Source organism: Streptomyces sp. NPDC048270, assembly GCF_040652335.1.
Lineage (GTDB): Bacteria > Actinomycetota > Actinomycetes > Streptomycetales > Streptomycetaceae > Streptomyces.
In genome coordinates, this window is sequence record NZ_JBEZLV010000020.1 from 40,467 (window position 1) to 63,543 (window position 23,077).

Here is a 23,077-nt window from a genome sequence, read left to right on the forward strand (position 1 = left end):
GAGCGCGGCGTCGTCGATGCCCGCACCTAGTATCTCCGTTCCCGGGCACGATCCGAACAGGAGGGGCGGACAGAGCTGTGGAAATCACTGCCGGTGGGCTGCTGGAGGTCCGTATCACCCCGGCTGACGTGGGTAAACGAGTCTCTGTACGACGGGTGGAGTACGGGTCGAGCGGGGCCCCCGCGTATGCGGACGCCGTAGGGGTTCTCACATCCTGGAACGAGGGTGTGCTGACGATCACACAAAAGAATGGAAAGTCCGTCCGCATCGCGGAATCCTCGCTGGTGGCGGGCAAGGTCGTGCCGCCGGCGCCGGCCCGCCGGAGGGGTCCCGCGGCCTCTTTCGAGGAGCTTTCGAGGGTCGCCGCACGGTCCTGGCAGCCGCTGGAGAGCGAGCCCCTCGGCGAGTGGACGCTGCGGGCGGCCGCCGGCTTCACCCGCCGGGCCAACTCGGTGCTGCCGCTCGGCGATCCCGGGATACCGCTGGACGATGCACTCGCGCGAGTGACCTCCTGGTACGCGCAACGAGGACTTCCCGCGTACGTGCAGGCCGCGACCGGGGCCGCCGGCACCCAGGAGCTGCTGATCGCGGAGCTGGAGCGGCGCGGCTGGGCGGCCGAGGTGTCGGCGCAGGTGCGGATCGGCGCGCTGGCGCCGGTCGGGGACGCGGACGCGCCCGCCGCCGGGGCCGTACGGCTGACCCGTACCCCGGACGAGGCATGGCTCGGGCGCTACGGCAGGGTCGGCGACCCGGAGGTGGCGAGGCGGCTGCTGGTCGAGGGCCCGTCGGTGTGGTTCGCGGCGCTGCCGGACGGCCGCGCGATCGGGCGGTGCGTGGTGGACGGGCGGTGGGCCGGTTTCGCGGCGGTGACGGTCGATCCCGCGCACCGGCGGCAGGGCCTGGCGACCGCGGTGATGGCGGCGCTGGCGCGGCGGGCGCTGGAGGAGGGCGCCTCGGCGGCCTGGCTCCAGGTGGAGACGGACAATCCGGGGGCACTGGCCCTGTACGACGGGATGGGCTTCGCCACGCACCACACGTACCACCACTACCGGGCGGCGCGGTGACTCCGGCGGACCGGCGCGAGCAGTTCGCCGCGGAGGCCCGCTCGGAGCGGCCGGACCTGGCGCTGCTGTGCCTGCTGCTGGCGGCGGAGGCGGACCCGGAGCTGGACGAGCGGGCCGTGGACTGGGCGCAGATCGAGCTGGACCGGCTGGCCGGGATGCTGCCGTACGGGCTGCGGGGCGGGCGGGCCTGGGCCTCGGCGGTGACGGAACTGCTGGGCGGGCGGCTCGGCTTCCACGGCACCCCGGCGGACTACGAACGGCTGTCGTCCTCGCTGCTGCACGAGGTGCTGCGGCGCCGGCGGGGGCTGCCGATCCTGCTGTCCGTGGTCTGGCTGGAGGTCGCCCGGCGGGCGGGCGCGCCGGTGTACGGGCTGGGGCTGCCGGGGCACTTCGTGGTGGGCTTCGGGGACCCGGAGGAGGGCGTGGTGGTCGACCCGTTCGCGGGCGGCGCGTCCTTGGGGGCGGGGCCGGCGGAACTGGCCGAGGGGCCCCGGTCCCCGGCGCGCACGCTGGACATCGTGCTGCGGATCCTGAACAACATCCGGGCCTGGGCCGCCACCCGGCCGGAGCAGTCGGGGGTGGCGCTGTGGGCGCTGGACCTGTCGCTGCTGCTGCCGTCGCATCCCGCGTCGCTGCGGTACGAGCGGGCGCGGCTGTTGGTGGAACGGGGGGCCTTCCGGGACGGGGCGGTCGAGCTGGAGGCCTATGCCGAGGTCGTGGCCGCGGTGGACGCCGATGCGGCGGCCCGGGTCCGCGCGGAGGCGGCCGCCGCCCGTGCCCTCCTGAACTAGCCCGCCTGCGCCCCTCACCAGCCGGGGCGGCCCCACCCCCGGGGCTCCGCCCCAGACCCTCCCCCAGACTCCGTCCGGGGGGACCCCCACGCCTCAAACGCCGGCGAGGCTGGATTGTGCCCCCGCAACCCGCTCACAGGCGCGACCCGAGCGCGGAACCGCCCCTCACCCGCCGGGCGCGGCCCAGGGACCGGGGGCCCCTCCCCTCGCCCGCCGACGGGCCTGGGTTGTGCCTCGTGCGGCTGGATTTGGCCGCACGGGATGTCAACGCCGGCCACATCCAGCCCCGCCGGCGTTTGAGGCGCGGGGGTCCGGGGGCTGGCCCCCGGCAACGGCGGCGCGGGTGGGCGCGGACAGTCCCGCCAAATCCAGCCCCGCCGGCGATAGAGGCGCCGGGGGTCCAGGGGCTGGCCCCCGGCAGCGGTGGCGCGGGTGAGCGCGGACAGCCCGGCCCGACCCAGCCCCGCCGGCGATTGAGGCGCGGGGGCCGGGGGCGGCCCCCGGCAGCGGCCGGCCGGCCGGGTACGGGCCCCGCCCGGGGGTCAGCCGGCGTTGGTGTCGACCACGACGGTTCGTTCGGCCGTGGTCTTGCCGCGCAGGGCCTTGCCGAGGGCTCCGGCGACGTCCTGCGGGGTCACGGCCGTCTTGGCGCCGGTGCCGCGGGCGATCGTGATGCCGTCGAAGGTGTTCCCGTAGGTCTCCTTGAGCGCCTCCAGGTCGAACTTCTCGACGAGGTGGCCGTCCACGGGCTGCATGCTGAGGATCTTCGGCAGGGACTTGGCGCCGAAGGCGATGGACTTGGAACCGATCTTGACCGTGGCGTTGGCGGACATCGCCGGTTCGGCGAACTCCTTCATCGCGCGGTTCAGTTCGGCCTCGTCGATCACGGGTGCCTTGGTGGTCACGGGCAGTTCGGCCACGGCCGCGTTGCCGGTGGCGACCATGTCGCGGAAGGCCTTGGTGACCTGGTCGACGGAGGCGTCCACGTCGAGGGTGGAGCCGGGGCTGCCGGGGACGGCCACCGCCTTGCCGGTGTCGAACTTGATGGTGCCCTCGGTGGCCGTGCCGGCGGTGCCCGCGAGCTCCTGGAGCGCGACCTGGAGCTTCTCCTCGTCGACCGGCATCACGGCGTCGGCCTTGCGCTCGTTGCCGAGGAGGGAGCCGATGACGGTGATCGGGTTGTAGTCGCTGCCGGCGGCGTTGCGGACGGTGGTCTGGCTGTCCAGGGTCAGGCCGGCCTTCTCGGGCTTCAGCTCGACCTGCTTGCCGCCGACGCTCAGCTGGAGCGGGGCGGCGGCGCGGGTGCCGAAGGCCGTCTGGAGCTTGTTCACGGCCTCGTCACGGCTGCCGCTGATGTCGACGCCGAGGACGGTGGTGCCCTTGGGGACGTCGGAGTGGTTGAGCAGCAGCCCGGCTCCGTAGGCCACGCCGAGCAGGGCCACGATGCCGCCGCCGAGCAGGACCACCTTGGAGCGGCCCTTCTTGGCGGGCTTCGCGGCCTTGGCGGGTGCCGTCTGCTGCGGGGCCGGACGCGGAGCCGCGGGCGCGGGGGCCGGGACGGGGGTCGGGACGGGGGTCGGCGCCGGCGCCGGGTCCATCTCGGGTCCGGGCCAGCGCGGGGCACCGTCGGCCGCGGGGCCGCCGACGGGGCCGCTGCCGAAGCCGGGGCCGGCAGTGGGGCCGGCGGGGAACTCGTCGCCCCGGCTGCCGTAGGCGGGGAACGCCTCGGTGACCGGGCCGGTGTCGTCCTGGCCCCCGTACGCCGGGAAACCCTGGGTCGAGTCGACGCCGGGGCCGCCCGGGAGCGGGCCGTAGTCCCCGACCGGCGGGGGCGGGGTGCGCGGCGGTGCGAAGCCCGCGTCGGGTGCGGGCGCGGCCTGGGTGCGCACGGGCGGCGGGTAGCCGGCGCCCGGCCCGGCCGGGGGCGGCGGGGTAAGGCCCGCCGCGGGACCGGGCCCGGGTGCCGGGGCGGGACGCGGCGCCGGAGCCGGGTGCGGTCCGGGCGCCGGGTGCGGTCCGGGCGCCGGGGCCGGTCCGGGAGCGGGGCGCGGTCCCGGAGCCGGGTGCGGTGCCTGGTGCGGAGCAGGGGCCTGGGCCGGGGTCGGTGCGCGGCCCGCGATGGGGCCGGCCGGCGCGATGGGCGCCGGTCCGGGCGCCGGAGCGGGGCCGGGCGCGGGCGCCGGGTTGGCCGACTTGCGCGGCGCGAACCAGTTGCTGGCGGGCTCCTCGGCCGGTGCGCCCGGGCCCTGCTGGGGGGCGCGTGCGGGCTCCCGCTCGGCCTCGATCCGGGTCGGCACGGGCTGCGGCCGCTGCGGGAGCGGCGGCTCGGCCGCCCGTCCGGGTCCGGGCGCCGGGGGCTCGGATGCCCGGGCCCCCGCCGGCGCGGCGTCGGCCGCTTCCGCGGCGGGGCCCATGGCCTTGCGGACGACCACCGGCGGGATCGGCCGCGAACCCGGGATGTTGATCCGGATCCGGGTCGTCAGGGTGGTCTCGGTCTTGGGCCCGTCCGAGTCGGGCGTGGACGGCTTCGAGGTCACAGGGTTCTCCTCCGGGGCAGTCGCCGCGCCAGGCCCAGGCACAGCCGTGGACGGGTACTGGCCGGTTCCATACGGCGGTGTACCCGAGGGGTAGGCGGCTCCACCGCGCCCTGTGGGCCCGGAGGACGAACTGTCGGTTTCACGACTCAAGGCAGGTTCTCCCGGTTGGCTCCGCCGCCCGTCATACCGTGCGCGGGCAGCTCGGCGGCCCGTCCACCATACTGGCCGCCGCCCTCGCGCAACTGACCCGCAGGAATCAGGGGTTCCTCATAGCGCCCGCCAAACCCCCTTGAAGCCGCCCGCGAGCCCCCGCGCCCGGCCCGGAGCAGCGACCCCTAAAGAGTCCGACACCACGTCACTTGGCAGGCCGCGCGGCCGAAACCGGTCCGTCCAGCGGAAGGCGCATCGTGGCACACATCACAGCGGAGACCGTTCCACCCAAAAGGTAGACGTACATGCCGATTCCGGACGAACTGAGCAGGAAGTCCCCCTCGGGGCGCGGGACACCGAGCATCACGTACGCCAGGAACCAGCCGACCGCGGCCCCGCCGACCCCGAGTCCGGTGCCGAGCGCGATCCGGCCACCGAGGAAGAGCCCGAAGGCGGCCAGCAGCGCGAGCAACAGGCCGCCGGGGAACCACAGGTCCACCACCAGCCAGCCGGCGAGGCCGGTCAGGGCGCCGAGCACCAGCAGGCCCAGGCAGCCGGCGATCCGCGCCGGGGTCAGCGTCCCGGTCATGCCGCCACCCCGGCGAACAGGTCGCGCTCGCGCTCGCCCGCCGGTGCGCCCGGCCGGCCCGCGACGAGTTCGTAGTACTCGCGGGCGAACAGCGGCTGCGCCAGGTCGTTGGAGAGGGCGAAGAAGGGGCCGTCCACGGCGATCTGGGTGGCGTGGGCCCGCATGGCCGCCGCCTTCGCCGCCACGAGCTCCTCGGGGGCCTCGATCTCGGCGGTGATCCGCTCGTCGGGCACGACCCCGGGCACGTCCTCGGGCGAGGCCATCCCGGGGAAGGGGGCCTCGATCCCGACGGCCGCCCGCAGTTTGTCGAAGCCCTCCTCGACCACCGAGCGGGGCACGCGGTTCCAGTAGATCTTCCCGATGCCGTGCGGCTCGCCCAGGTCCCGCCGATAGGCGGTCTCGGCGGCCAGTTCGGCCGCGCGCATGGCGACGCGGTGGGCCTGGATGTGGTCGGGGTGCCCGTAGCCGCCGCGCGGGTCGTAGGTCACCAGCACCTGCGGCCGCACCTCCCGGATCACCTCCACGAGGAACGCGGCGGCCTCGTCCACGTCGGCGGACCAGAAGGCCTCCGGGCGGCGGTTCTGCGGGGCACCCATCATCCCGGAGTCCCGGAAGCGGCCGGGGCCGCCGAGGAACCGGTGGTCGGTGACGCCCAGTTCCGCCATGGCGGCGGCGAGCTCGCCGACCCGGTGGGTGCCGAGGCTGTCGTCCCGGTCGGCCGCCAGGTGGGCGAGGCCGGGCGGGATGACCTCCCCCTCCTCGCCGAGGGTGCAGGTCACCAGGGTGACGTGGGCCCCCTCGGCCGCGTACTTGGCCATGGTGACGCCGTTGTTGATCGACTCGTCGTCCGGGTGCGCGTGCACGAGGAGCAGACGACGGGCGGGAAGACCGTTCATGGGCCTAGCCTACGAGGCACGGCTCAGAACTTGAGGCCACTGATCATGCTGGCCACGTTCGAAGTGAGCTGGCTGAGGGTCGGGGCGATGGTGGAGCTCGCCAGGTAGAAGCCGAGCAGTACACAGACCACCGCGTGTCCCGCCTTCAGGCCCGACCGTCGGACCAGCAGGAATACGACGATCGCCAGCAGCACCACGGCCGAGATCGAGAGTGCCACGGCGTTTCACCTCCACGTCGAGCGGACATCGGTACGCGTATCAGTGCTCGGCGGAGTCATACCCACCGTGCGCTACGGATCATAACTATCCGTACCAGCGCATCGATCGAATTCCGGCAGCACGAGGGGCGCATGGCGCGCACGGGCCGGGGCACACGGGAGGCCGGCCGGAGGGGCCGTACGCCCCTCCGGCCGGCTGTCGGCACCCGCACGGCCGCACGCGGTCCAGGCTGCATGCCCCAGATCTCGGGGCAGAAACGGTCAAGTTGCCTGCGTGTAAACGGTGTTGGCTGATCAGCGCCCTTCCTGACCGGCCGGTCGGGGGTGGCTGGAAATGATCGCACCGCGCGGACACCGTCGAGAGGGGCGAGGTCGGCCGGAAGGGACTCGGCCGCGCGCCCCGAACAGCCGCCCTGCGCCGGGCGATGCGCCCCCTGCGAGGACCCGGACCACCGACCCGGGGCGAGCGGAGAAGAGGCGGAGCGCGGCGCCCTACCCGCCCGCGCCGTCCGGCGGCGGCGCGGGAACCACGTGCTTCTCCGCCGCGAAGTGACAGGCCGACGGATGCGCCGCGGGGCCCGACGGGAAGACCTCGGGAACGGCGAGCAGCGGCACCTCCACGGCGCACTTCTCCCGCGCCTTCCAGCAGCGGGTGCGGAAGCGGCAGCCCGACGGCGGGTTGGCCGGGGACGGCACGTCGCCGGTGAGGATGACGCGCTCGCGGCGGGCGCGGGCCTCCGGGTCCGGGACCGGGACCGCCGACAGCAGGGCCTGGGTGTACGGGTGGGTGGGGTGGTCGTAGATCTCGGTGTCGGTGCCGATCTCCACGATGCGGCCCAGGTACATCACGCCGACCCGGTCGGAGATGTGCCGGACGATCGACAGGTCGTGCGCGATGAACACGTACGACAGGTCGAACTCGTCCTGCAGGCGCGCCAGCAGGTTGATCACCTGCGCCTGCACCGACACGTCGAGCGCGGAGACCGGCTCGTCCGCGACGATGATCTCGGGCCGCAGGGCGAGGCCGCGGGCGATGCCGATGCGCTGGCGCTGGCCGCCGGAGAACTGGTGCGGGTAGCGGTTGATGTACTCGGGGTTGAGGCCCACGACGTCCAGGAGCTCCTGGACCTTGCGGCGCCGGTCGCCCTTCGGAGCCACCTCGGGGTGGATCTCGTACGGCTCCCCGATGATGTCGCCGACCGTCATGCGCGGGTTCAGCGAGGTGTACGGGTCCTGGAACACCATCTGGATGTTGCGGCGCACGGCCTTGAGGGCCTTGCCCGACAGCTTGGTGATGTCCTCGCCCTTGTAGGAGATGGCGCCGGCCGTCGGCCGCTCCAGGTTGACCAGCATCTTGGCCACGGTGGACTTCCCGCAGCCGGACTCGCCCACGATGCCGAGCGTCTCGCCCGCGCGCAGCCCGAACGAGACCCCGTCCACGGCCTTGACCGCGCCGACCTGCTTGCGGAAGACGATGCCCTGGGTCAGCGGGTAGTGCTTGACCAGGTCCTTCACTTCCAGAAGGGACTCAGGCATGGAGGCACTCCTTCCAGAAGAAGCAGGCGCTGGTCCGGTCCTCGGCGACCTGCGCCAGCGGAGGGACCTCGGCCCGGCAGACGGCCTGCGCCATCGGGCAGCGCGGGTTGAAGGCGCAACCCGGCGGGATGGCCAGCAGGTTCGGGGGCAGGCCCTTGATCGCGTACAGCTCCTGGCCCTTCTGGTCCAGGCGCGGGATCGAGTCCAGCAGGCCCCTCGTATAGGGGTGGGCCGGCGCCCGGTAGATCTCGTGGACCGGAGCGGCCTCGACGATCCGGCCCGCGTACATGACGGCGATCTTGTCGGCGACGTCGGCGACCACGCCCAGGTCGTGGGTGATCAGGATGAGGCCCATGTTGAGCTCGCGCTGGAGCTCGGCCAGCAGGTCCATCACCTGGGCCTGGACGGTGACGTCCAGGGCGGTGGTCGGCTCGTCGGCGATGATCAGCGAGGGTTCCAGGGCCAGCGCCATCGCGATCATGATCCGCTGGCGCATACCGCCGGAGAACTGGTGCGGGTAGTCCCCCACGCGCTGCTTGGCCGCCGGGATCTTCACCCGGTCCATCAGCTCGACGGCCTTGCCCTTGGCGTCCTTGCGGGACATCCCGCGGTGCACCTCGTACATCTCACCGAGCTGCGCGCCGACGCTGAGGACGGGGTTCAGGGAGGACAGGGCGTCCTGGAAGATCATCGCCATCTCGGCGCCGCGGATCCTCCGGCGGTCCTCCTCCTTCATCTTCAGCAGGTCCCGGCCCTTGAAGAGGATCTCCCCGCCCGCGATCCGGCCCGGCGGCACGTCCAGGATCCCCATGACGGCCTGCGCGGTCACCGACTTGCCGGAGCCCGACTCGCCGAGCACGGCGAGCGTCTCGCCCTCGTCCACCGAGTAGTCGACGCCGTTGACCGCCTTCGCGACTCCGTCGCGCGTCTTGAATTCCACGTGCAGGTCGCGGACTTCGAGCAGCATGTGCGGGGCTCCTCAGCGCAGCTTGGGGTCGAGGGCGTCGCGCACCGCGTCGCCGAGCATGATGAAGGCGAGCACGGTCAGGCTGAGCGCGCCCGCCGGCCAGAGCAGCATGTGCGGGGCGTTGCGGATCTGCGAGGCCGCGTTGGAGATGTCGATGCCCCAGGAGACGGTGGGTGGGCGCAGGCCGACGCCGAGGAAGGACAGGGTGGCTTCCAGGGCGATGTAGGTGCCGAGCGCGATGGTGGCGACGACGATGACGGGCGCGACGGCGTTGGGCGCCACGTGCCGCAGCAGCATCCGGCCGTTGCCGGCGCCGAGCGCGCGGGCGGCTTGGACGTAGTCGTTCTGTTTGGCGGTGATCACCGAGCCTCGGGCGATGCGGGCGAGCTGCGGCCAGCCGAGCAGCACGATGAAGCCGACCACGGGCCAGACGGTGGTGCTGGTGACGACGGACAGGAAGACCAGGCCGCCGAGGATCACCGGGATGCCGAAGAAGATGTCCGCGACCCGGGAGAGCAGCGCGTCCCACCAGCCGCCGAAGAACCCGGCGAGCCCGCCGAGCGCGGAGCCGAGCAGGGCGGCGCCGAGGGTGGCGCAGACGCCGACGGTGATGGAGGCGCGGGCGCCGTAGACGGTCCGGGTGTACACGTCGCAGCCCTGGGTGTCGTAGCCGAAGGGGTGGCCCGGGGAGGAGCCCTCCTGGGACTTGGACAGGTCGCACTGGAGCGGGTCGCCGCTCGCGATGAGCTGCGGCCAGATCGCGATGAGGACGAGGAAGAGGATCAGCAGGGCGGAGACGATGAAGACGGGGTTGCGGCGCAGCTGGTGCCAGGCGTCGGACCACAGCGAGCGGGCCTTCTCCGAGGGGCCGGCTCCGCCGGGAGCGGGGGCGAGGGTCTTCTCGAGGCTCTCTCCTTCCTCCAGGGCGAGGTCCATGGCTCCGCCCTGGCCGGTGGGGGACATCGCTTCGCGCGGGAGGGGGCCCACGGGGTCGTAGGCGTCGGGGCGCTCGGGCTCAGGCATAACGGATCCTCGGGTCCAGGACCGCGTAGAGCAGGTCGACGAGCAGGTTCGCCAGCAGGAAGACGATGACGAGGATGGTCACGAAGCCGACGACGGTGGGCGCGTTGTTGCGCAGGATGCCCTGGTAGAGCTGGTAGCCGACGCCGTGGATGTTGAAGATCCGCTCGGTGACGATGGCGCCGCCCATGAGCGCGCCGATGTCGGTGCCGATGAAGGTGACCACCGGAATCAGGGAGTTGCGCAGCAGGTGTCGGGTGATGACGCGGCGGCGCGGCAGCCCCTTGGCGACGGCGGTGCGGACGTAGTCGGCCTTGACGTTCTCGGCGATGGAGGTGCGCGAGAGCCGGGTCACGTAGGCGAGCGAGACGAGCGCCAGCACGATGCCGGGCAGGATCAGCTCGTCGAAGGGGGCGTCCGGGGAGACGGTGGGCCGCACCCAGCCCCATTTGACGCCGAAGAGGTACTGGAGCAGGTAGCCCGTCACGAAGGTGGGCACCGAGATGACGACCAGGGTCATCACGAGTACGGAGGTGTCGACGGCCTTGCCCCGGCGCAGTCCGCTGACCACGCCGAGGGTGATGCCGATGACGATCTCGATGAGGATCGCGACGATGGTCAGGCGCAGGGTGACGGGGAAGGCCGTCGCCATGAGCTCGGTGACCTTCTGGCCGTTGAAGGCCGTGCCGAAGTCGCCCTGGAAGATCTGGCCCATGTAGTGGAGGTACTGCTCCCACAGGGGGCGGTCGAGGTAGAGGTCCTTGCGGATGCGCGCGGCGGTGGCGGGGTCGGGCGCCTTGTCGCCGAAGAGGGCCGCGACCGGGTCACCGAGCGCGTACACCATGAAGAAGATCAGGAACGTGCTGCCGATGAACACGGGGATCATCTGGAGCAGCCGCCGGATCACGTAACGTCCCATGGACTGCTCCAGGATCGATCCGTCGGTCGGTCAGCTGACCTTGATTTGGTCGTAGACCGGCACGCTGAACTGGTTGAGCGCCACGTCGGTGATCCGCTCGGAGTGCCCGGCGCTGCCGTTCTGGTACCAGAGCGGGATGGACGGCATCTGCTCGGCGAGGATCTTCTCGGCGTCCTGGAAGGTGGTGGTCGCCTTGGCGGTGTCGCTCTCCTGGTTGGCCAGGTCCACGAGCTTGTCGAACTCGGGGTTGCTGAACTTTCCGTAGTTGGAGGAGGCGCCGGTGTAGTACAGGGGCTCCAGGAAGTTCTGGATCAGCGGGTAGTCGGCCTGCCAACCGGAGCGGAAGGGGCCGGTCAGCTTGAAGCTGCTCTGCTGGTTGCGGAAGTCGGCGAAGGTGCCGATGGGGTTGACCGTGCAGACGGGTCCCTCGCCCAGCGCGTTGTTGATGCTGTTGCAGACGGCGTCCATCCAGTCGCGGTGCGAGCCGGTGTCCACGTTGGAGGTCAGCGTGACCTTGCCGCCGGGCAGACCGCCGCCCTCCTGGATGAGCTTCTTGGCCTCGGCGGGGTCGAAGGTGCAGGCGTCACCGCAGGCGGTGGCCTTGAAGCCGCCCTTGTCGCCGAGGGCCGGGGAGGTCCAGTCCTTGGCGGGGGTGCGGGTGTCCCGGAAGATCTGCTTGGTGATCTCGTCGCGGTTGATCGCCATGGAGATGCCGCGGCGGACCTTCTCCATGCCCTCCTTGCTCCACTGGGGGTCGTACAGCGGGAAGGTGAGGGTCTGGATGATCAGGGCGGGCTGGTTGATGTAGCGGTCGCCGAGGTCGTTCGCGACGTTCTTCAGCTGCTGCGCCGGGACGTCGTCGACCAGGTCGAGGTTGCCGGAGATCAGGTCGGTGTAGGCGGTGTTGTTGTCCGTGTAGACCTTGAGGTCGACGCCGCCGTTCTGCGCCTTGTCCTCGCCGGGGTAGCCCTCCCACTTGCGCAGCTTCATGCCGGTGCCCTTGGTGTACGAGTCCACCGTGTAGGGGCCGTTGCCGACCGGCTTGGCGAGCCAGCCGGCGTGGTCGGTGAAGAAGGCCTTGGGCAGCGGGGAGAAGGCCTGGTAGCCGAGGGTCTCGGGCCAGGTGGAGAACTTCTCCTTCAGGGCCACGGTGAAGGTCTTGGGGTCCTTGACGACGAGGCCCTTCATCGTCTTGGCCTTGGGCTCGCCGGAGGCCGGGTGCAGGTCCTCGTAGCCGACGATGTCCGAGAAGAACGGCGAGTTGTTCTGCTTGTTGCGCACGTCCGCCGCGTAGTTCCAGGCGTCCACGAAGGACTGGGCGGTGACGGGCTCGTCGTTGCTGAACTTCCAGCCGTCCTTCAGCGTGATCGTGAAGTTCTGGCTGTCGGTGGTCTCGATCTTCTCGGCGAGGAAGTCCAAGGCCTCACCGGTCTTCGGGTCGTAGCGCTTCAGACCCCGGAACAGCATGTCCAGCACCTTGCCGCCCTGCACCTCGTTGGTGTTGGCGGGCTCCAGCGGGTTCTGCGGGTCACCCCACGAGGAGCTGACGATTCCCGCGCCCTCGCCACCGCCTCCGCCGCCGTCGCTTCCGCCGCCGCAGGCCGTCGCCGCGAGGGCGACGGCCACCGCACATGCGGCCCACTTGGCGTGGGTGGCTCCGCGCATGGAGTGCCTCCTAGGGATCCCAAGACTCGCTTAGGGCCCTATGTCACCCTATGAGGGGTCCCCCACACTCCCGGTTGGCCCGATTGCACCCGCGCGTCCGCCGCCTGTCACCCCTGCGAGTGCAAAGGCAGCTCCCAGGTGTCGACCGCGTAGTGCAGGCCCATCCCGTGCGCCTCGTAGAGCGCGAGTGCGCCGGTTTCGTTGTGGACGTCCACACCGAGGCCCACGGTGTCCCGGCCGCGCGCCGCGTAGGCCGCGAAGCCGTGCCGGAGCAGGTGGCCGCCGATGCCGCGGCCGCGCAGGGTCTCGCGTACGCCGATGTGGCTCAGCCAGCCCATGCTCGTACGGTCGTCCCGGGTCAGCAGGACGGCCACGTCGCCCTCGCCGGGCAGGGAGGCGATCCACACCAGGGACCAGTCGAGCCCGCGTGCGTCCAGGTGGTCCAGCCAGGGCTCGTACGCGCGCTCCACATGGCCGAAGTGGGCCGCGAAGGTCTCCTCGACCAGGGCGTGGGCGCGGCGGCGGTCGGCCTCGTCGGCGGCGCAGTCGCGCAGGGCCAGCCCGGCGGGCGGGGCGGGGGGAAGGTCGGCGGCCGGGTGCACGGCGCGGGTCATGACCTGGTGGCGGCGTACGGTGCGGTAGCCGCGGTGGGTGAGCAGGGAGAGGTCGAGGGTGGGCTTGATGTTGAGCTGCATCCTCAGCCGGCCCTCTGCGGCCCCGGCGGCCAGGGTGCGGGCCCGGGCCTCCATGAGCTCGAGCAGCCGCAGGGCGGCCTCGGGGTGGGCGGGCAGGACGTAGTGGTCCCCGTCGACGCGGCCCGGCCCGGAGTCCGCCCAGACGAGGGCGTAGGCGACGAGCCGGCCGTCCTGGAAGGCGAGCCAGGAGTCGCGGGCCAGGTCGACGCCGGGGTGGTTCAGGTCGGCCTCGACGGTGCCGAGGTCGGTCTCCGGGCGGCCGATCTCGATCATGTCGACGGCGTTGAGCAGGGCGCAGATGTCGGACGCGTCCCCGGGGCCGGCGGGCCGGACGGTCAGCATGGCGGTCATCGCCCCACTGTCGGCCCGCCCGGGCGGCGGCCGCAACCGCCTTTCCCGGCGCGGGGCTTTGGAGGGCGGGCCGGTGCCTGTGCCGCTGCCGGTTCTGGTGCCTGTGCCGCTGCGGGTTCCGGTGCCTGTGCCGCTGCCGCTGCCGCTGCCGGTGCCGGTGCCGGATCCTGCCGCGCGGGATGCGCCCCGCACCGCCCCACAGCCGGCCCGCACCCGCCCGGCAGCCGAAACGGCCGGCCCCCGGCGCCGTTGAGTGGCGCCGGGGGCCGGCCGTCGGGTCGTACGCGGTGCGGGTCAGACGGCCAGAACGGCCTTCTCCTCCGCGAAGTGGCACGCCGACTCGTGCGCGGCGAAGCCGGTGTGGCCCTTGAAGCGCTCCGGGATCGCCAGCAGCGGCTCCTCGGTGGCGCACTTGTCCTGCGCCTTCCAGCAGCGGGTGCGGAAGCGGCAGCCCGACGGCGGGTTGGCCGGGGACGGCACGTCGCCGGTGAGGATGATGCGCTCGCGGTTCTCGCGGACCTCGGGGTCCGGCACGGGGACCGCCGACAGCAGCGCCTGGGTGTAGGGGTGCGTCGGGTGGTCGTAGATCTGCGTGTCCGTGCCGATCTCGGCCATCTTGCCGAGGTACATGACGCCCACGCGGTCCGAGATGTGCCGGACGATCGAGAGGTCGTGCGCGATGAAGAGGTAGGACAGGTTGAACTCGTCCTGGAGCTTCTCCATCAGGTTGATGACCTGCGCCTGCACCGACACGTCGAGCGCGGAGACCGGCTCGTCGCAGATGATGATCTCCGGGTTGAGCGCGAGGCCGCGGGCGATGCCGATGCGCTGGCGCTGGCCGCCGGAGAACTGGTGCGGGTAGCGGTTGATGTACTCGGGGTTGAGGCCCACGACGTCCAGGAGCTCCTGGACCTTGCGGCGCCGGTCGCCCTTCGGAGCCACCTCGGGGTGGATCTCGTACGGCTCCCCGATGATGTCGCCGACCGTCATGCGCGGGTTCAGCGAGGTGTACGGGTCCTGGAACACCATCTGGATGTTGCGGCGCACGGCCTTGAGGGCCTTGCCCGACAGCTTGGTGATGTCCTGGCCCTTGTAGAAGACCTCGCCGGAGGTGGCGGTGTCCAGGCTCATCAGGAGCTTGGCGACGGTGGACTTGCCGCAGCCGGACTCGCCCACGATGCCGAGGGTCTCGCCCTGGTACAGGTCGAAGGAGATCCCGTCGACCGCCTTGACCGCGCCGACCTGCTTCTTGAACAGGATGCCCTGGGTCAGCGGGAAGTGCTTGACCAGGTTGCGGACCTGGAGGATCGGCTCGCGCTCGGTGGCGTTCTTGGTGAGCTCAGCCATGGATCTGCTCCTTCCAGAAGTGGCACGCGCTGGTGCGGCCGGACAGCGCGGTGCCGTCCTGCGCGGTCACCTGGTGCAGGACCGGCACGTCGGTGCGGCAGATGTCCTGCGCCTTGGGGCAGCGCGGGTTGAAGGCGCAGCCCGAGGGGATGTTGAGCAGGTTGGGCGGCAGGCCCTTGATCGCGTAGAGCTCCTGGCCCTTCTGGTCCAGGCGCGGGATCGAGTCCAGCAGGCCGCGGGTGTACGGGTGCGCCGGGTTCTTGTAGATCTCGTGCACCGGGGCGTTCTCGACGATCCGGCCGCCGTACATCACGGCGATCTTGTCCGCGACGTCGGCGACGACGCCGAGGTCGTGGGTGATCAGGATCAGGCCCATGTTCATCTCGCGCTGGAGCTCCGCGAGCAGGTCCATCACCTGGGCCTGGACCGTCACGTCGAGAGCCGTGGTGGGCTCGTCGGCGATGATCAGGTCGGGCTCCAGGGCCATCGCCATGGCGATCATGATGCGCTGGCGCATACCGCCGGAGAACTGGTGCGGGTAGTCGCCCACGCGCGCCTTGGCGGCGGGGATCTTCACCCGGTCCATGAGCTCGACGGCCTTGGCCGTGGCGTCCTTCTTGGACATCCCGCGGTGGACGCGGAACATCTCGCCGAGCTGGGCGCCGACGGTGTGCACCGGGTTCAGCGAGGACAGCGCGTCCTGGAAGATCATCGCGATCTTCTGGCCGCGGACCTTGCGGAACTCCTCGGCCGGGAGCTTCAGCAGGTCGGTGCCCTGGAACAGGATCTCGCCGGAAGGGATCTTGCCCGGCGGCATGTCGAGGATGCCCATGACGGCCTGCGCCGTCACGGACTTGCCCGAACCGGACTCGCCGAGGACGGCGAGGGTCTCGCCGGCGTTCACGGAGTACGAGACGCCGTTGACCGCCTTGGCGACACCGTCGCGGGTGTGGAACTCGACGTGCAGGTCGCGCACTTCGAGGAGCGGGGTGCCCTCCGGCGCCGAACGGGGCGCGGGGACGTTCGAGGTCTTGTCGATGATGGTCAACGTACGCCCTTCCTCAGCGCAGCTTCGGGTCGAGGGCGTCGCGCACCGCGTCGCCGACCATGATGAACGCGAGCACGGTGATGCTCAGCGCGGCGGCCGGGAAGAGGAGCACGTGGGGTGCTTGGAGGAAGCGGTCCTTCGCGTCGCTCACCATGAGACCCCAGGAGATCTCGGGGGGCTGGACGCCGATGCCCAGGTAGGACAGGGCCGCCTCCGCACCGATGTACACACCGAGGCTGATCGCGCCGACCACGATGACCGGGGCGATGGCGTTCGGCAGGATGTGCCGCATCGTGATGCGCATGGTGCCGGCGCCGAGGGCGCGGGCGGCCATCACGTAGTCGTTGTTCTTGTTCTGCAGCACCGAGGACCGCATGATGCGGAAGATCTGCGGCCAGCCGAGCGTCGCCATGACGAGCGAGACGGTCCAGGCGTTGCCCTCGAGGCCCGACATGATGAGCATGCCGCCGAGGAGCAGCGGGATCGCGAAGAAGATCTCGGTGACGCGGGACAGGATGCTGTCCCAGAATCCGCCGAGCCAGCCCGCCATCAGACCGAGGGCTCCGCCGACGAGCAGCACGACCGTGGTCGTGAGGATGCCGACGATCACCGAGTTGCGCGTGGCCCAGATGGTACGCGTGTAGATGTCGCAGCCCTGGATGTCGAAGCCGAACCAGTGCTCGGCGCTCGGGCGCTTGAGGGAGTCCTGCAGCGTGCAGGCCGTGGCCTCGAACGGGCTGCCCGAGGTGAACCACTGCGGTACGACGGCCAGCACCAGCAGACAGAAGACCAGGAACGCGCCGATCAGGAACACCGGGTTGCGGCGCAGGTCGTGAACGGCGTCGGACCACAGGCTCGCGACGCGTTCCGGCTTCTTGTCCGCGTTCTTGCCCCGGTCGACGGTGGCGCCGGCCGCGGGGGCCCCGGCGGTCTGGGTGTCGGTCATCGAGTCCTCCACCGAAGTTGTGTCACGCATAGCGGATCCTCGGGTCGAGCACGGCGTAGAGCAGGTCCACGATCAGGTTGGCGATGAGGTACACGAGGACGAGGAGCGTGACCACGCCGACGAGCACGGTGCCCTGGTCGAGGCGGATGGCCTGGGCGATCAGGCCGCCGATGCCGTTGATGTTGAAGATGTTCTCGGTGATGACCGCGCCACCCATCAGGGCGCCGAGGTCGGCGCCGAGGAACGTGACGATCGGGATGAGGGCGTTGCGCAGCGCGTGGTTGACCACGACGCGGCGGCGGGGCAGACCCTTGGCCGTCGCGGTGCGGACGTAGTCCGCGCGCATGGTCTCCATCATGCTGGTGCGCGTCAGCCGGGCCACGTACGCCAGAGAGGTCGAGGCCAGGATGTAGCCGGGGAGGATGTACGCCTTGAACCCGTCGGCCTCGTTGAAGGAGACCGGGAAGAAGTCGATGCCGATGGCCTTCGCTTCCACTCCGAGGATGAGCTGGAGCATGAAGCCGGTCACGAACACCGGGATCGAGATGAGGAACAGCGTCGACAGCAGCACCAGCTGGTCGAGGAACTTGCCCCGGCGCAGCGCTGCCATGATGCCCGCGAGGACGCCGAACACGGCCTCGATGACGAACGCGACGATCGCCAGGTTGATCGTGTACGGGAAGGCCTCGGTGATGAGGTCGAGAACCTGACGCCCGTTCAGCGTTTCGCCGAAGTTCCCCTGGAACACATTGGTGATGTAGTTCCAGTACTGGAGCAGGAACGGGTCGTCGAGGTGGTACTTCTGGCGCAGCATCGCCGCGACGAGCGGGTCGGCCTTCTTCTCCCCGGCGAGTGCCTGGACGGGGTCGCCCAGCCCGAGAGTGAGCGCGTAGATCAGGAATGTGGCACCGAACAGTACAGGGATCGCCTGTATGAGTCGGCGGATGAGGTAGCGGCCCATCAGACCTCCAGCAGAAGAGCAGGGGGAAGGGGCAGACAGACGGAAACCTGATTCCGCCTGTCCGCCCCCGTTGTCCCCTTGGTGTGAAGAAGGGTGTTAGTTGAGCTCGACCTTGGCCAGGTCCATGCGGCCCTGGGCGTCGATCTCAACGTTCTTCACGGACTTGGAGTAGGCCGAGGAAGACATGTACGTGAAGACCGGGATGTACGGCAGGTCCTTGATGATCACGTCATCGGCCTGCTGGTACAGCTTGATGGCCTCCGCCTCGTTGGCGGTCTTGTCGGCCTGGTCCATCAGCGCCTCGAACTCGGCGCTCTCGTACGCACCGTAGTTGGAGCCGTGCTCGATCGCGATCTTCGAGAAGATCGGGCGGAGGTAGTTCTCGGCCGCCGGGTAGTCCATGGACCACGCCATACGGAACGCGCCCTTGTACTTCTGGTCGCCGAGGTCGGTCAGCATGTCGCCGAACTTGGCGAACGGCTTGGCGGTGACCTCGATGCCGAGGTTCGCCTTCAGCTGGTTGGCGACGGCCTCGATCCACTCCTTGTGGCCGCCGTCGGCGTTGTAGCCGAGCTCGATCTTGTTTCCGGGGATGCCGCCGGCCTGGGTGTAGAGCTCCTTGGCCTTGGTCGGGTTGTACGTACCGACCTCGCCCAGGGCGCCCTTGCGGTAACCCGGGACGATGGGGCTGATGAAGTCGTCGGCCGGCTTGCGGGTGCCGTTGAAGATGGTCTTCGTGATGGCGTCCCGGTCGATGGCCATCGAGATCGCCTTGCGGATCTCGACCTTGCCGAACGCCTCGGGGTTGGTCTTCAGCGGGAGGCCGACATAGCCGACGCCCGACTCCGGCTTGTACAGGTAGCGGTCGCCGAACTCCTGGGAGACGGTGGCCATCGCCGAGATCGGGAGCTTGTCGACGATCTGGATGGTGTCGGCGCGAAGGTCGTTGTACGCCGTGTCCAGGTTGTCGTAGATCTTGAAGGTGACGCCCTCGAGCTTCGCCTTCTCGCCACCGAACTTGTCGTAGCGCTTGATCTTGATCTGCTTGTTGTGCTCCCAGGCGCCGTCCATCTGGAAGGCGCCGTTGCCGATCGGGGCCTCGCCGAACTTCTTCGGGTCGGCTTCGAAGGCCTTCGGCAGCGGGTAGAAGGCGTTGTAGCCCAGCATGGTCTTGAACTGGGAGAACGGAGCCTTCAGCGTGACGGTGAAGGTCTTCTCGTCGACGACCTTCAGGCCCTTGAGCTCGGTGGCGGTGGGCTTCTTGTCCTTGCCCGGCGCCAGCTCCTCGGAGCCCTCGATCTTGTCGAAGAACGGCAGGCCCTCGGCCGCGTTGTCCTGGTTGGCACCCCAGTTCCAGGCGCGGACGAACGACTGGGCGTCGACCTTCTCGCCGTTGTGGAAGGTGTAGCCGTCCTTGAGCTTGATCGTCCAGACCTTCGAGTCCGTGGTCTCGATGGACTCGGCGACCGCGAGCTTCGGCTCGTTGGTCTTGTTGTCGTACTCGACCAGACCGGTGAAGAGCGCGTTGAGGACCTCAGCGCCTTCGGACTCGGCGGTGTTCTGGCCCACCAGACCGTGCTGCGGCTCGCCGAGCACCACGGTGATGTTTCCACCGGCCTTGCTGCCGGCCTCGTCCTTGCTGGTGCTGCAAGCCGTGGCAGCCATCGCCACGATGACGGCACCCGCGACCCACTTGGCGCTCGTTGCTCCGCGCATGGGTAATTGCCTCCTCAGGAGTCACTGTCGATACGTGAAGGGCCCGGCACCCGCTGACACCCCTGACAGCGAATTCCGGCCCCATCGTGTGTGCTCGTGAGTCGGCGCTCCCCACAGCGCGTGACCCATTGACCCGAGCTCAATGGAGCCATCCTCAGGGACGCCTAGACCGTAAACCACACTTAAGTGGTCTCGTTTTCACAACATCACCCCATGTCCAAAACCCGAAATCCGGACAAACGGATAGGAGACAGACACGTGCGAAACGGACGGTTAGCTCACCTTCCGGAGTGTCACGGTCGGTATGCGGACACCTGAACCCATAAATCCGCTTGACAAACGGGAACGGCGCGCTCCGTCAGCGGGCCAGCAGGGCGCGCACGTCCCCGGCACGCCCGGCACCGAGAGCCTCGTACAGACCGAGGGCATCCGTCCAGGACCGGAAGGCCCCTTTCTCATCGCCCGCACCGCGCCGGGCACGCCCCAGCAGGACGAGGGCGTCGGCCCGGCAGGCCCGGTGGCCGGCTTCGGCCAGCAGCCCGACCGCCTGCCCGGCCGACTCGGCGGCGGCCTCGAACTCGCCCCCGTCCAGGGCCACCTCGGCCAGCAGGGCCAGTGCCCTGGCCTCGAAGAGACCGTATCCGCTGCGGCCGGCCGGCTCCCGCGCCGCCTCCGCGAACCGTGCCGCGTCCGCCGGCCGCCCCAGCCTCAGGCTGCTGTCGGCCAGGCCCAGCAGGGCCCGGAGCTCGGGGGTCCGGGCATTGCACCGGCGGGCCAGGCCGCGCGCCGTCTCGAAGTGGTCCAGGGCGACGCCGTGGTTGCCGACGCTTTGCGAGAGCAGGGCCCGCCCCACGTACAGATACGACTCGGCGCGCGCTTCGCCGGTCGCGATCTCGAAGCCCCGGTCGAGGTGGTCGAGGGCGCCCGACCGGTCGCCTGACCCGATCATCGTCAGCGCGAGCCAGAAGTACGTATAGGCGAGATCGACCTCGTTCCCGAGCCGGCGCTGCGTCTCGGCCGCCCGCTCGAGCACCGCGCGGGCCCGCTCCGACTGCCCGCTCTCGTACAGGACCGCCCCGAGGTTGCGCGCGGCGAGCGCCTTCGCCGTCGGGAAGCCCAGTTCGTCGTAGAGGACCAGCGCCCCGGCCAGCCGCTCCTCGGCCTCGGCCAGCCGGCCCATCTCGTGCAGGATCGCACCCACGTTCCCCGTCGCGATGGCCTCGCCGGTACGGAAGCCCGTACTGCGGCCGAGCTCCACACAGCGCTCGCCGTGGCGCAGGGCTTCGTTCAGATCGCCCACGTACCAGGCGGCGAGGCACAGGCTGTTGTGCGCGGCGCTCTGCCCCTGGGCCGAGCCGGTCGCCCGGTAGAGCTCCAGGGCCCGGTGGTCGTGGGACACGGACATCTCGTAGTCGCTCTGGTTCAGGTAGGCGCTCGACAGGCTCCGGTGCGCCGCCGCCTGGCCGGCCAGGTTCCCGTCCGCCTCCGCCGCGGCCAGGCCCGCCGAGCCGACGGCGAGCCAGTCGACCGCGTAGGCCCGCCGCATCATGTACGGGCGCAGGGCGTCGGCGAGCGTCCACGCGAGCTGACGCGGACCGTGCTCCGCGGCGCGCTGCACCAGGGCCACCGCGTTCGGCCGTTCCGCGTCCATCCACTCCAGGGCCTCGCCGGCGTCCGCGAAGCCGAGCGATCCGGGGGCGGCCTCCACCGGCAGGCGCAGCGCCTCGGGCTGCAGCAGCCGGACGGCGTTGTCGGTGCTCCCCAGGTACCAGGAGTGCAGCCGGTCCAGGGCGGCCGCCTCCCCTCCCCCTTCCCCGACCTGCTCGGCGGCATAGGCGCGCAGCAGGTCGTGGAAGGTGAACCGGCCGGGCGCGTGCTCCTCCAGCAGGTGGCTCCGTACCAGCTCCGCCAGCAGCCGTTCGGCGGCCGGGAGGTCGCCGCCGGCCAGGGCCGCCGCGCCCCGCAGCGGGAGGTCGCCGCCGGGGACCAGCCCGAAGAGGCGGAACATCCGGGCGGCGGCCGGCGAGAGGGTCGCGAAGGACATGTCGAGCACGGCGCGGACGGCGGTCCCCTCGTCACCCGGCACCTGGAGCGCCCCCAGCCGGTCCCGCGTCAGCCGGGCCGCCTGGTCGGCGAGGGACCGGTCCGGGTGGACGGCCAGGTCGGCGGCCGTGATCGCGACGGCGAGCGGCAGGTGGGCGCAGGCCGCGGTGAGGACGGCGGCGGCCTCGGGCTCGGCGCCGACCCGCCGCGCGCCGATGATGTTGCGGAGCACCTCCTCGGCCTCGGCGGGTTCCAGCACCCCCAGCGGCAGCGGGGTCGCGCCCTCCCGCGCGACGAGCCCGGCCAGCGAGTCCCGGCTGGTCACCAGGACGAGGCACTGCGAGCTGCCCGGGAAGAGCGGGCGGACCTGGTCGGCGTCGTGCGCGTTGTCCAGGACGACGAGCATCCGCTTCCCCGCGCACAGGGAGCGGTAGAGGGCCGCGGCGCGGTCCGCCTCCACCGGGATGTGCTGCGCCGGCACGCCGAGGGCCTGCAGGAAGCCGCTGAGCGCGTCGACGGGCCGCAGCGGCCGGCCCGCGTCGTGGCCGCGGAGGTTCACGTAGAGCTGCCCGTCCGGGAAGGACTCGCGCCGGCGGTGTCCCCAGTGCACCGCGAGGGCCGTCTTGCCCGCGCCGCCCTGCCCGGTGATCAGCCCGGTCCGCACCGCTCCGGAGGGGGCGCTGCCGGTGGCGGGCAGCATCGCGTCCAGCCGCCGCAGCAGGTCCGCCCGTCCGGCGAACGCCGGCGTGGAGCCGGGAAGTTGGGCGGGCGGCGGCTGACCCGGCGCCGCCCCGGGCGGGCGCCGTGCGGCCTGCGCGGCCACCTCGGCGCGCGGCGCGCGGGCCTCCATGAGAGCGGGATCGCCGGCCAGGATCCGCAGGTGCAGGGCGGTCAGTTCGGGGCCGGGTTCCAGCCCCAGGTCGTGCACCAGCTGGGCGCGCGCCTGCTGGTAGGCGGTGAGCGCGTCGCCCCGGCGTCCCGAGCGGTACAGGGCGAGCATCAGCTGGCCGTGCAGCCGCTCGCGCAGCGGGTGGCCCACGATCGCGGACCGCACCTCGACGATGACGTCCGCGTGGCGGCCCAGCCGCAGGTCCGCCTGCACCCGGTTCTCGAAGGCGACCATCCGGGACTCGTTCAGCCGGGGCGCCTCCACCTGGGTCAGCCGGTCCGCGCGGCTGCCCGCCAGGGCCTCCCCCCGCCACAGCGCGAGCGCCGCCCGCAGCCGGGCCGAGGCCGCGGCGTCGTCCCCGCGCTCCGCGGCCTCCGCCGCATCGCGGCTCAGCGCCTCGAACTCCCGCAGGTCCAGCACGCCTTGGTCGAGCCGGAGCACGTACCCCCCGGGCTCGGTGGCGAGGACCTCCCGGTCGGTACGGGAGCCGCGCAGGGCGTGCCGCAGCCTCTTGACGTAGTTCTGCAGCGTGGTGCGGGCCGTCGAGGGCGGCGCCCCGCCCCAGATCCCGTCGATCAGCTCCTCGGCCGGGACCGGACGGCCGGCGTCCAGCAGGAGCAGCGCGAGCAGGTCGCGCTCCTTGGGCGCCGTGATCGATACGGCCTCCCCCGCGCACCGGACGTCCAACGGCCCCAGGATCCGATAGTGGAACAACCCCCGACCCTCCCC

General features: G+C 71.3%; 18 protein-coding genes. 2 read left to right on the forward strand and 16 right to left on the reverse strand.

Annotated features, from left to right (window positions below):
- Positions 1 to 77: 77 nt before the first annotated feature.
- Positions 78 to 1,064, forward strand: coding sequence for a GNAT family N-acetyltransferase (locus AB0D66_RS19345; protein ID WP_362304497.1), 987 nt, complete (start codon positions 78 to 80; stop codon positions 1,062 to 1,064).
- On the forward strand, positions 1,061 to 1,855 hold the full coding sequence (locus tag AB0D66_RS19350; RefSeq protein WP_362304500.1) for a transglutaminase-like domain-containing protein: 795 nt from the start codon (positions 1,061 to 1,063) through the stop codon (positions 1,853 to 1,855). Before AB0D66_RS19345 ends, AB0D66_RS19350 begins: the two co-directional genes overlap by 4 nt.
- Before the next feature lie 542 nt (positions 1,856 to 2,397).
- On the opposite strand, the gene AB0D66_RS19355 is transcribed toward AB0D66_RS19350, so the two are convergent.
- The 16 genes from AB0D66_RS19355 to AB0D66_RS19430 form a co-directional block, all read right to left on the reverse strand.
- Entirely contained in the window at positions 2,398 to 4,392 is a 1,995-nt protein-coding gene (locus tag AB0D66_RS19355) for a peptidoglycan binding domain-containing protein (protein ID WP_362304503.1), read from the reverse strand.
- Between the two features lie 355 nt (positions 4,393 to 4,747).
- Positions 4,748 to 5,131 carry a DUF6113 family protein gene (locus tag AB0D66_RS19360; protein WP_362304506.1) on the reverse strand — a complete coding sequence of 128 codons (384 nt, stop codon included), beginning with the start codon at positions 5,129 to 5,131 and terminating at the stop codon, positions 4,748 to 4,750.
- The gene (gene mshB, locus AB0D66_RS19365) at positions 5,128 to 6,027 is read right to left on the reverse strand and encodes an N-acetyl-1-D-myo-inositol-2-amino-2-deoxy-alpha-D-glucopyranoside deacetylase (protein WP_362304510.1); all 900 of its coding nucleotides are present in this window, start codon (positions 6,025 to 6,027) and stop codon (positions 5,128 to 5,130) included. Before mshB ends, AB0D66_RS19360 begins: the two co-directional genes overlap by 4 nt.
- Positions 6,028 to 6,050: 23 nt before the next feature.
- Positions 6,051 to 6,245 carry a hypothetical protein gene (locus AB0D66_RS19370; protein ID WP_053677094.1) on the reverse strand — a complete coding sequence of 65 codons (195 nt, stop codon included), beginning with the start codon at positions 6,243 to 6,245 and terminating at the stop codon, positions 6,051 to 6,053.
- Positions 6,246 to 6,737: 492 nt separating this feature from the next.
- On the reverse strand, positions 6,738 to 7,781 hold the full coding sequence (locus AB0D66_RS19375; protein WP_362304514.1) for a dipeptide ABC transporter ATP-binding protein: 1,044 nt from the start codon (positions 7,779 to 7,781) through the stop codon (positions 6,738 to 6,740).
- Positions 7,774 to 8,748: an ABC transporter ATP-binding protein gene (locus AB0D66_RS19380; protein ID WP_362304519.1), complete on the reverse strand. Its 975-nt coding sequence runs from the start codon at positions 8,746 to 8,748 to the stop codon at positions 7,774 to 7,776. Before AB0D66_RS19380 ends, AB0D66_RS19375 begins: the two co-directional genes overlap by 8 nt.
- 12 nt (positions 8,749 to 8,760) lie before the next feature.
- A complete protein-coding gene (locus tag AB0D66_RS19385) occupies positions 8,761 to 9,771 on the reverse strand; it encodes an ABC transporter permease (protein ID WP_362304522.1) in 1,011 nt (336 codons plus the stop codon).
- Positions 9,764 to 10,687, reverse strand: a complete 924-nt coding sequence (locus AB0D66_RS19390; RefSeq protein ID WP_362304525.1) for an ABC transporter permease — start codon at positions 10,685 to 10,687, stop codon at positions 9,764 to 9,766. The genes AB0D66_RS19385 and AB0D66_RS19390 overlap by 8 nt, the downstream gene beginning before the upstream one ends.
- A 30-nt stretch (positions 10,688 to 10,717) precedes the next feature.
- Positions 10,718 to 12,352, reverse strand: a complete 1,635-nt coding sequence (locus AB0D66_RS19395) for an ABC transporter substrate-binding protein (protein WP_362304528.1) — start codon at positions 12,350 to 12,352, stop codon at positions 10,718 to 10,720.
- A 107-nt stretch (positions 12,353 to 12,459) separates the two neighbouring features.
- Complete coding sequence (locus tag AB0D66_RS19400; RefSeq protein WP_362304531.1) at positions 12,460 to 13,398, reverse strand: GNAT family N-acetyltransferase; 939 nt, start codon at positions 13,396 to 13,398, stop codon at positions 12,460 to 12,462.
- Between the two features lie 294 nt (positions 13,399 to 13,692).
- Positions 13,693 to 14,745, reverse strand: coding sequence for a dipeptide ABC transporter ATP-binding protein (locus AB0D66_RS19405; RefSeq protein ID WP_362304534.1), 1,053 nt, complete (start codon positions 14,743 to 14,745; stop codon positions 13,693 to 13,695).
- A complete protein-coding gene (locus AB0D66_RS19410) occupies positions 14,738 to 15,793 on the reverse strand; it encodes an ABC transporter ATP-binding protein (protein ID WP_362304537.1) in 1,056 nt (351 codons plus the stop codon). The genes AB0D66_RS19405 and AB0D66_RS19410 overlap by 8 nt, the downstream gene beginning before the upstream one ends.
- Positions 15,794 to 15,806: 13 nt before the next feature.
- On the reverse strand, positions 15,807 to 16,769 hold the full coding sequence (locus tag AB0D66_RS19415) for an ABC transporter permease (RefSeq protein ID WP_362304540.1): 963 nt from the start codon (positions 16,767 to 16,769) through the stop codon (positions 15,807 to 15,809).
- Positions 16,762 to 17,700 carry an ABC transporter permease gene (locus tag AB0D66_RS19420; protein ID WP_362304543.1) on the reverse strand — a complete coding sequence of 313 codons (939 nt, stop codon included), beginning with the start codon at positions 17,698 to 17,700 and terminating at the stop codon, positions 16,762 to 16,764. Before AB0D66_RS19420 ends, AB0D66_RS19415 begins: the two co-directional genes overlap by 8 nt.
- 96 nt (positions 17,701 to 17,796) lie before the next feature.
- The gene (locus AB0D66_RS19425; protein WP_362304546.1) at positions 17,797 to 19,416 is read right to left on the reverse strand and encodes an ABC transporter substrate-binding protein; all 1,620 of its coding nucleotides are present in this window, start codon (positions 19,414 to 19,416) and stop codon (positions 17,797 to 17,799) included.
- A gap of 358 nt (positions 19,417 to 19,774) precedes the next feature.
- Complete coding sequence (locus AB0D66_RS19430) at positions 19,775 to 23,035, reverse strand: BTAD domain-containing putative transcriptional regulator (protein WP_362304549.1); 3,261 nt, start codon at positions 23,033 to 23,035, stop codon at positions 19,775 to 19,777.
- Positions 23,036 to 23,077: the final 42 nt, after the last annotated feature.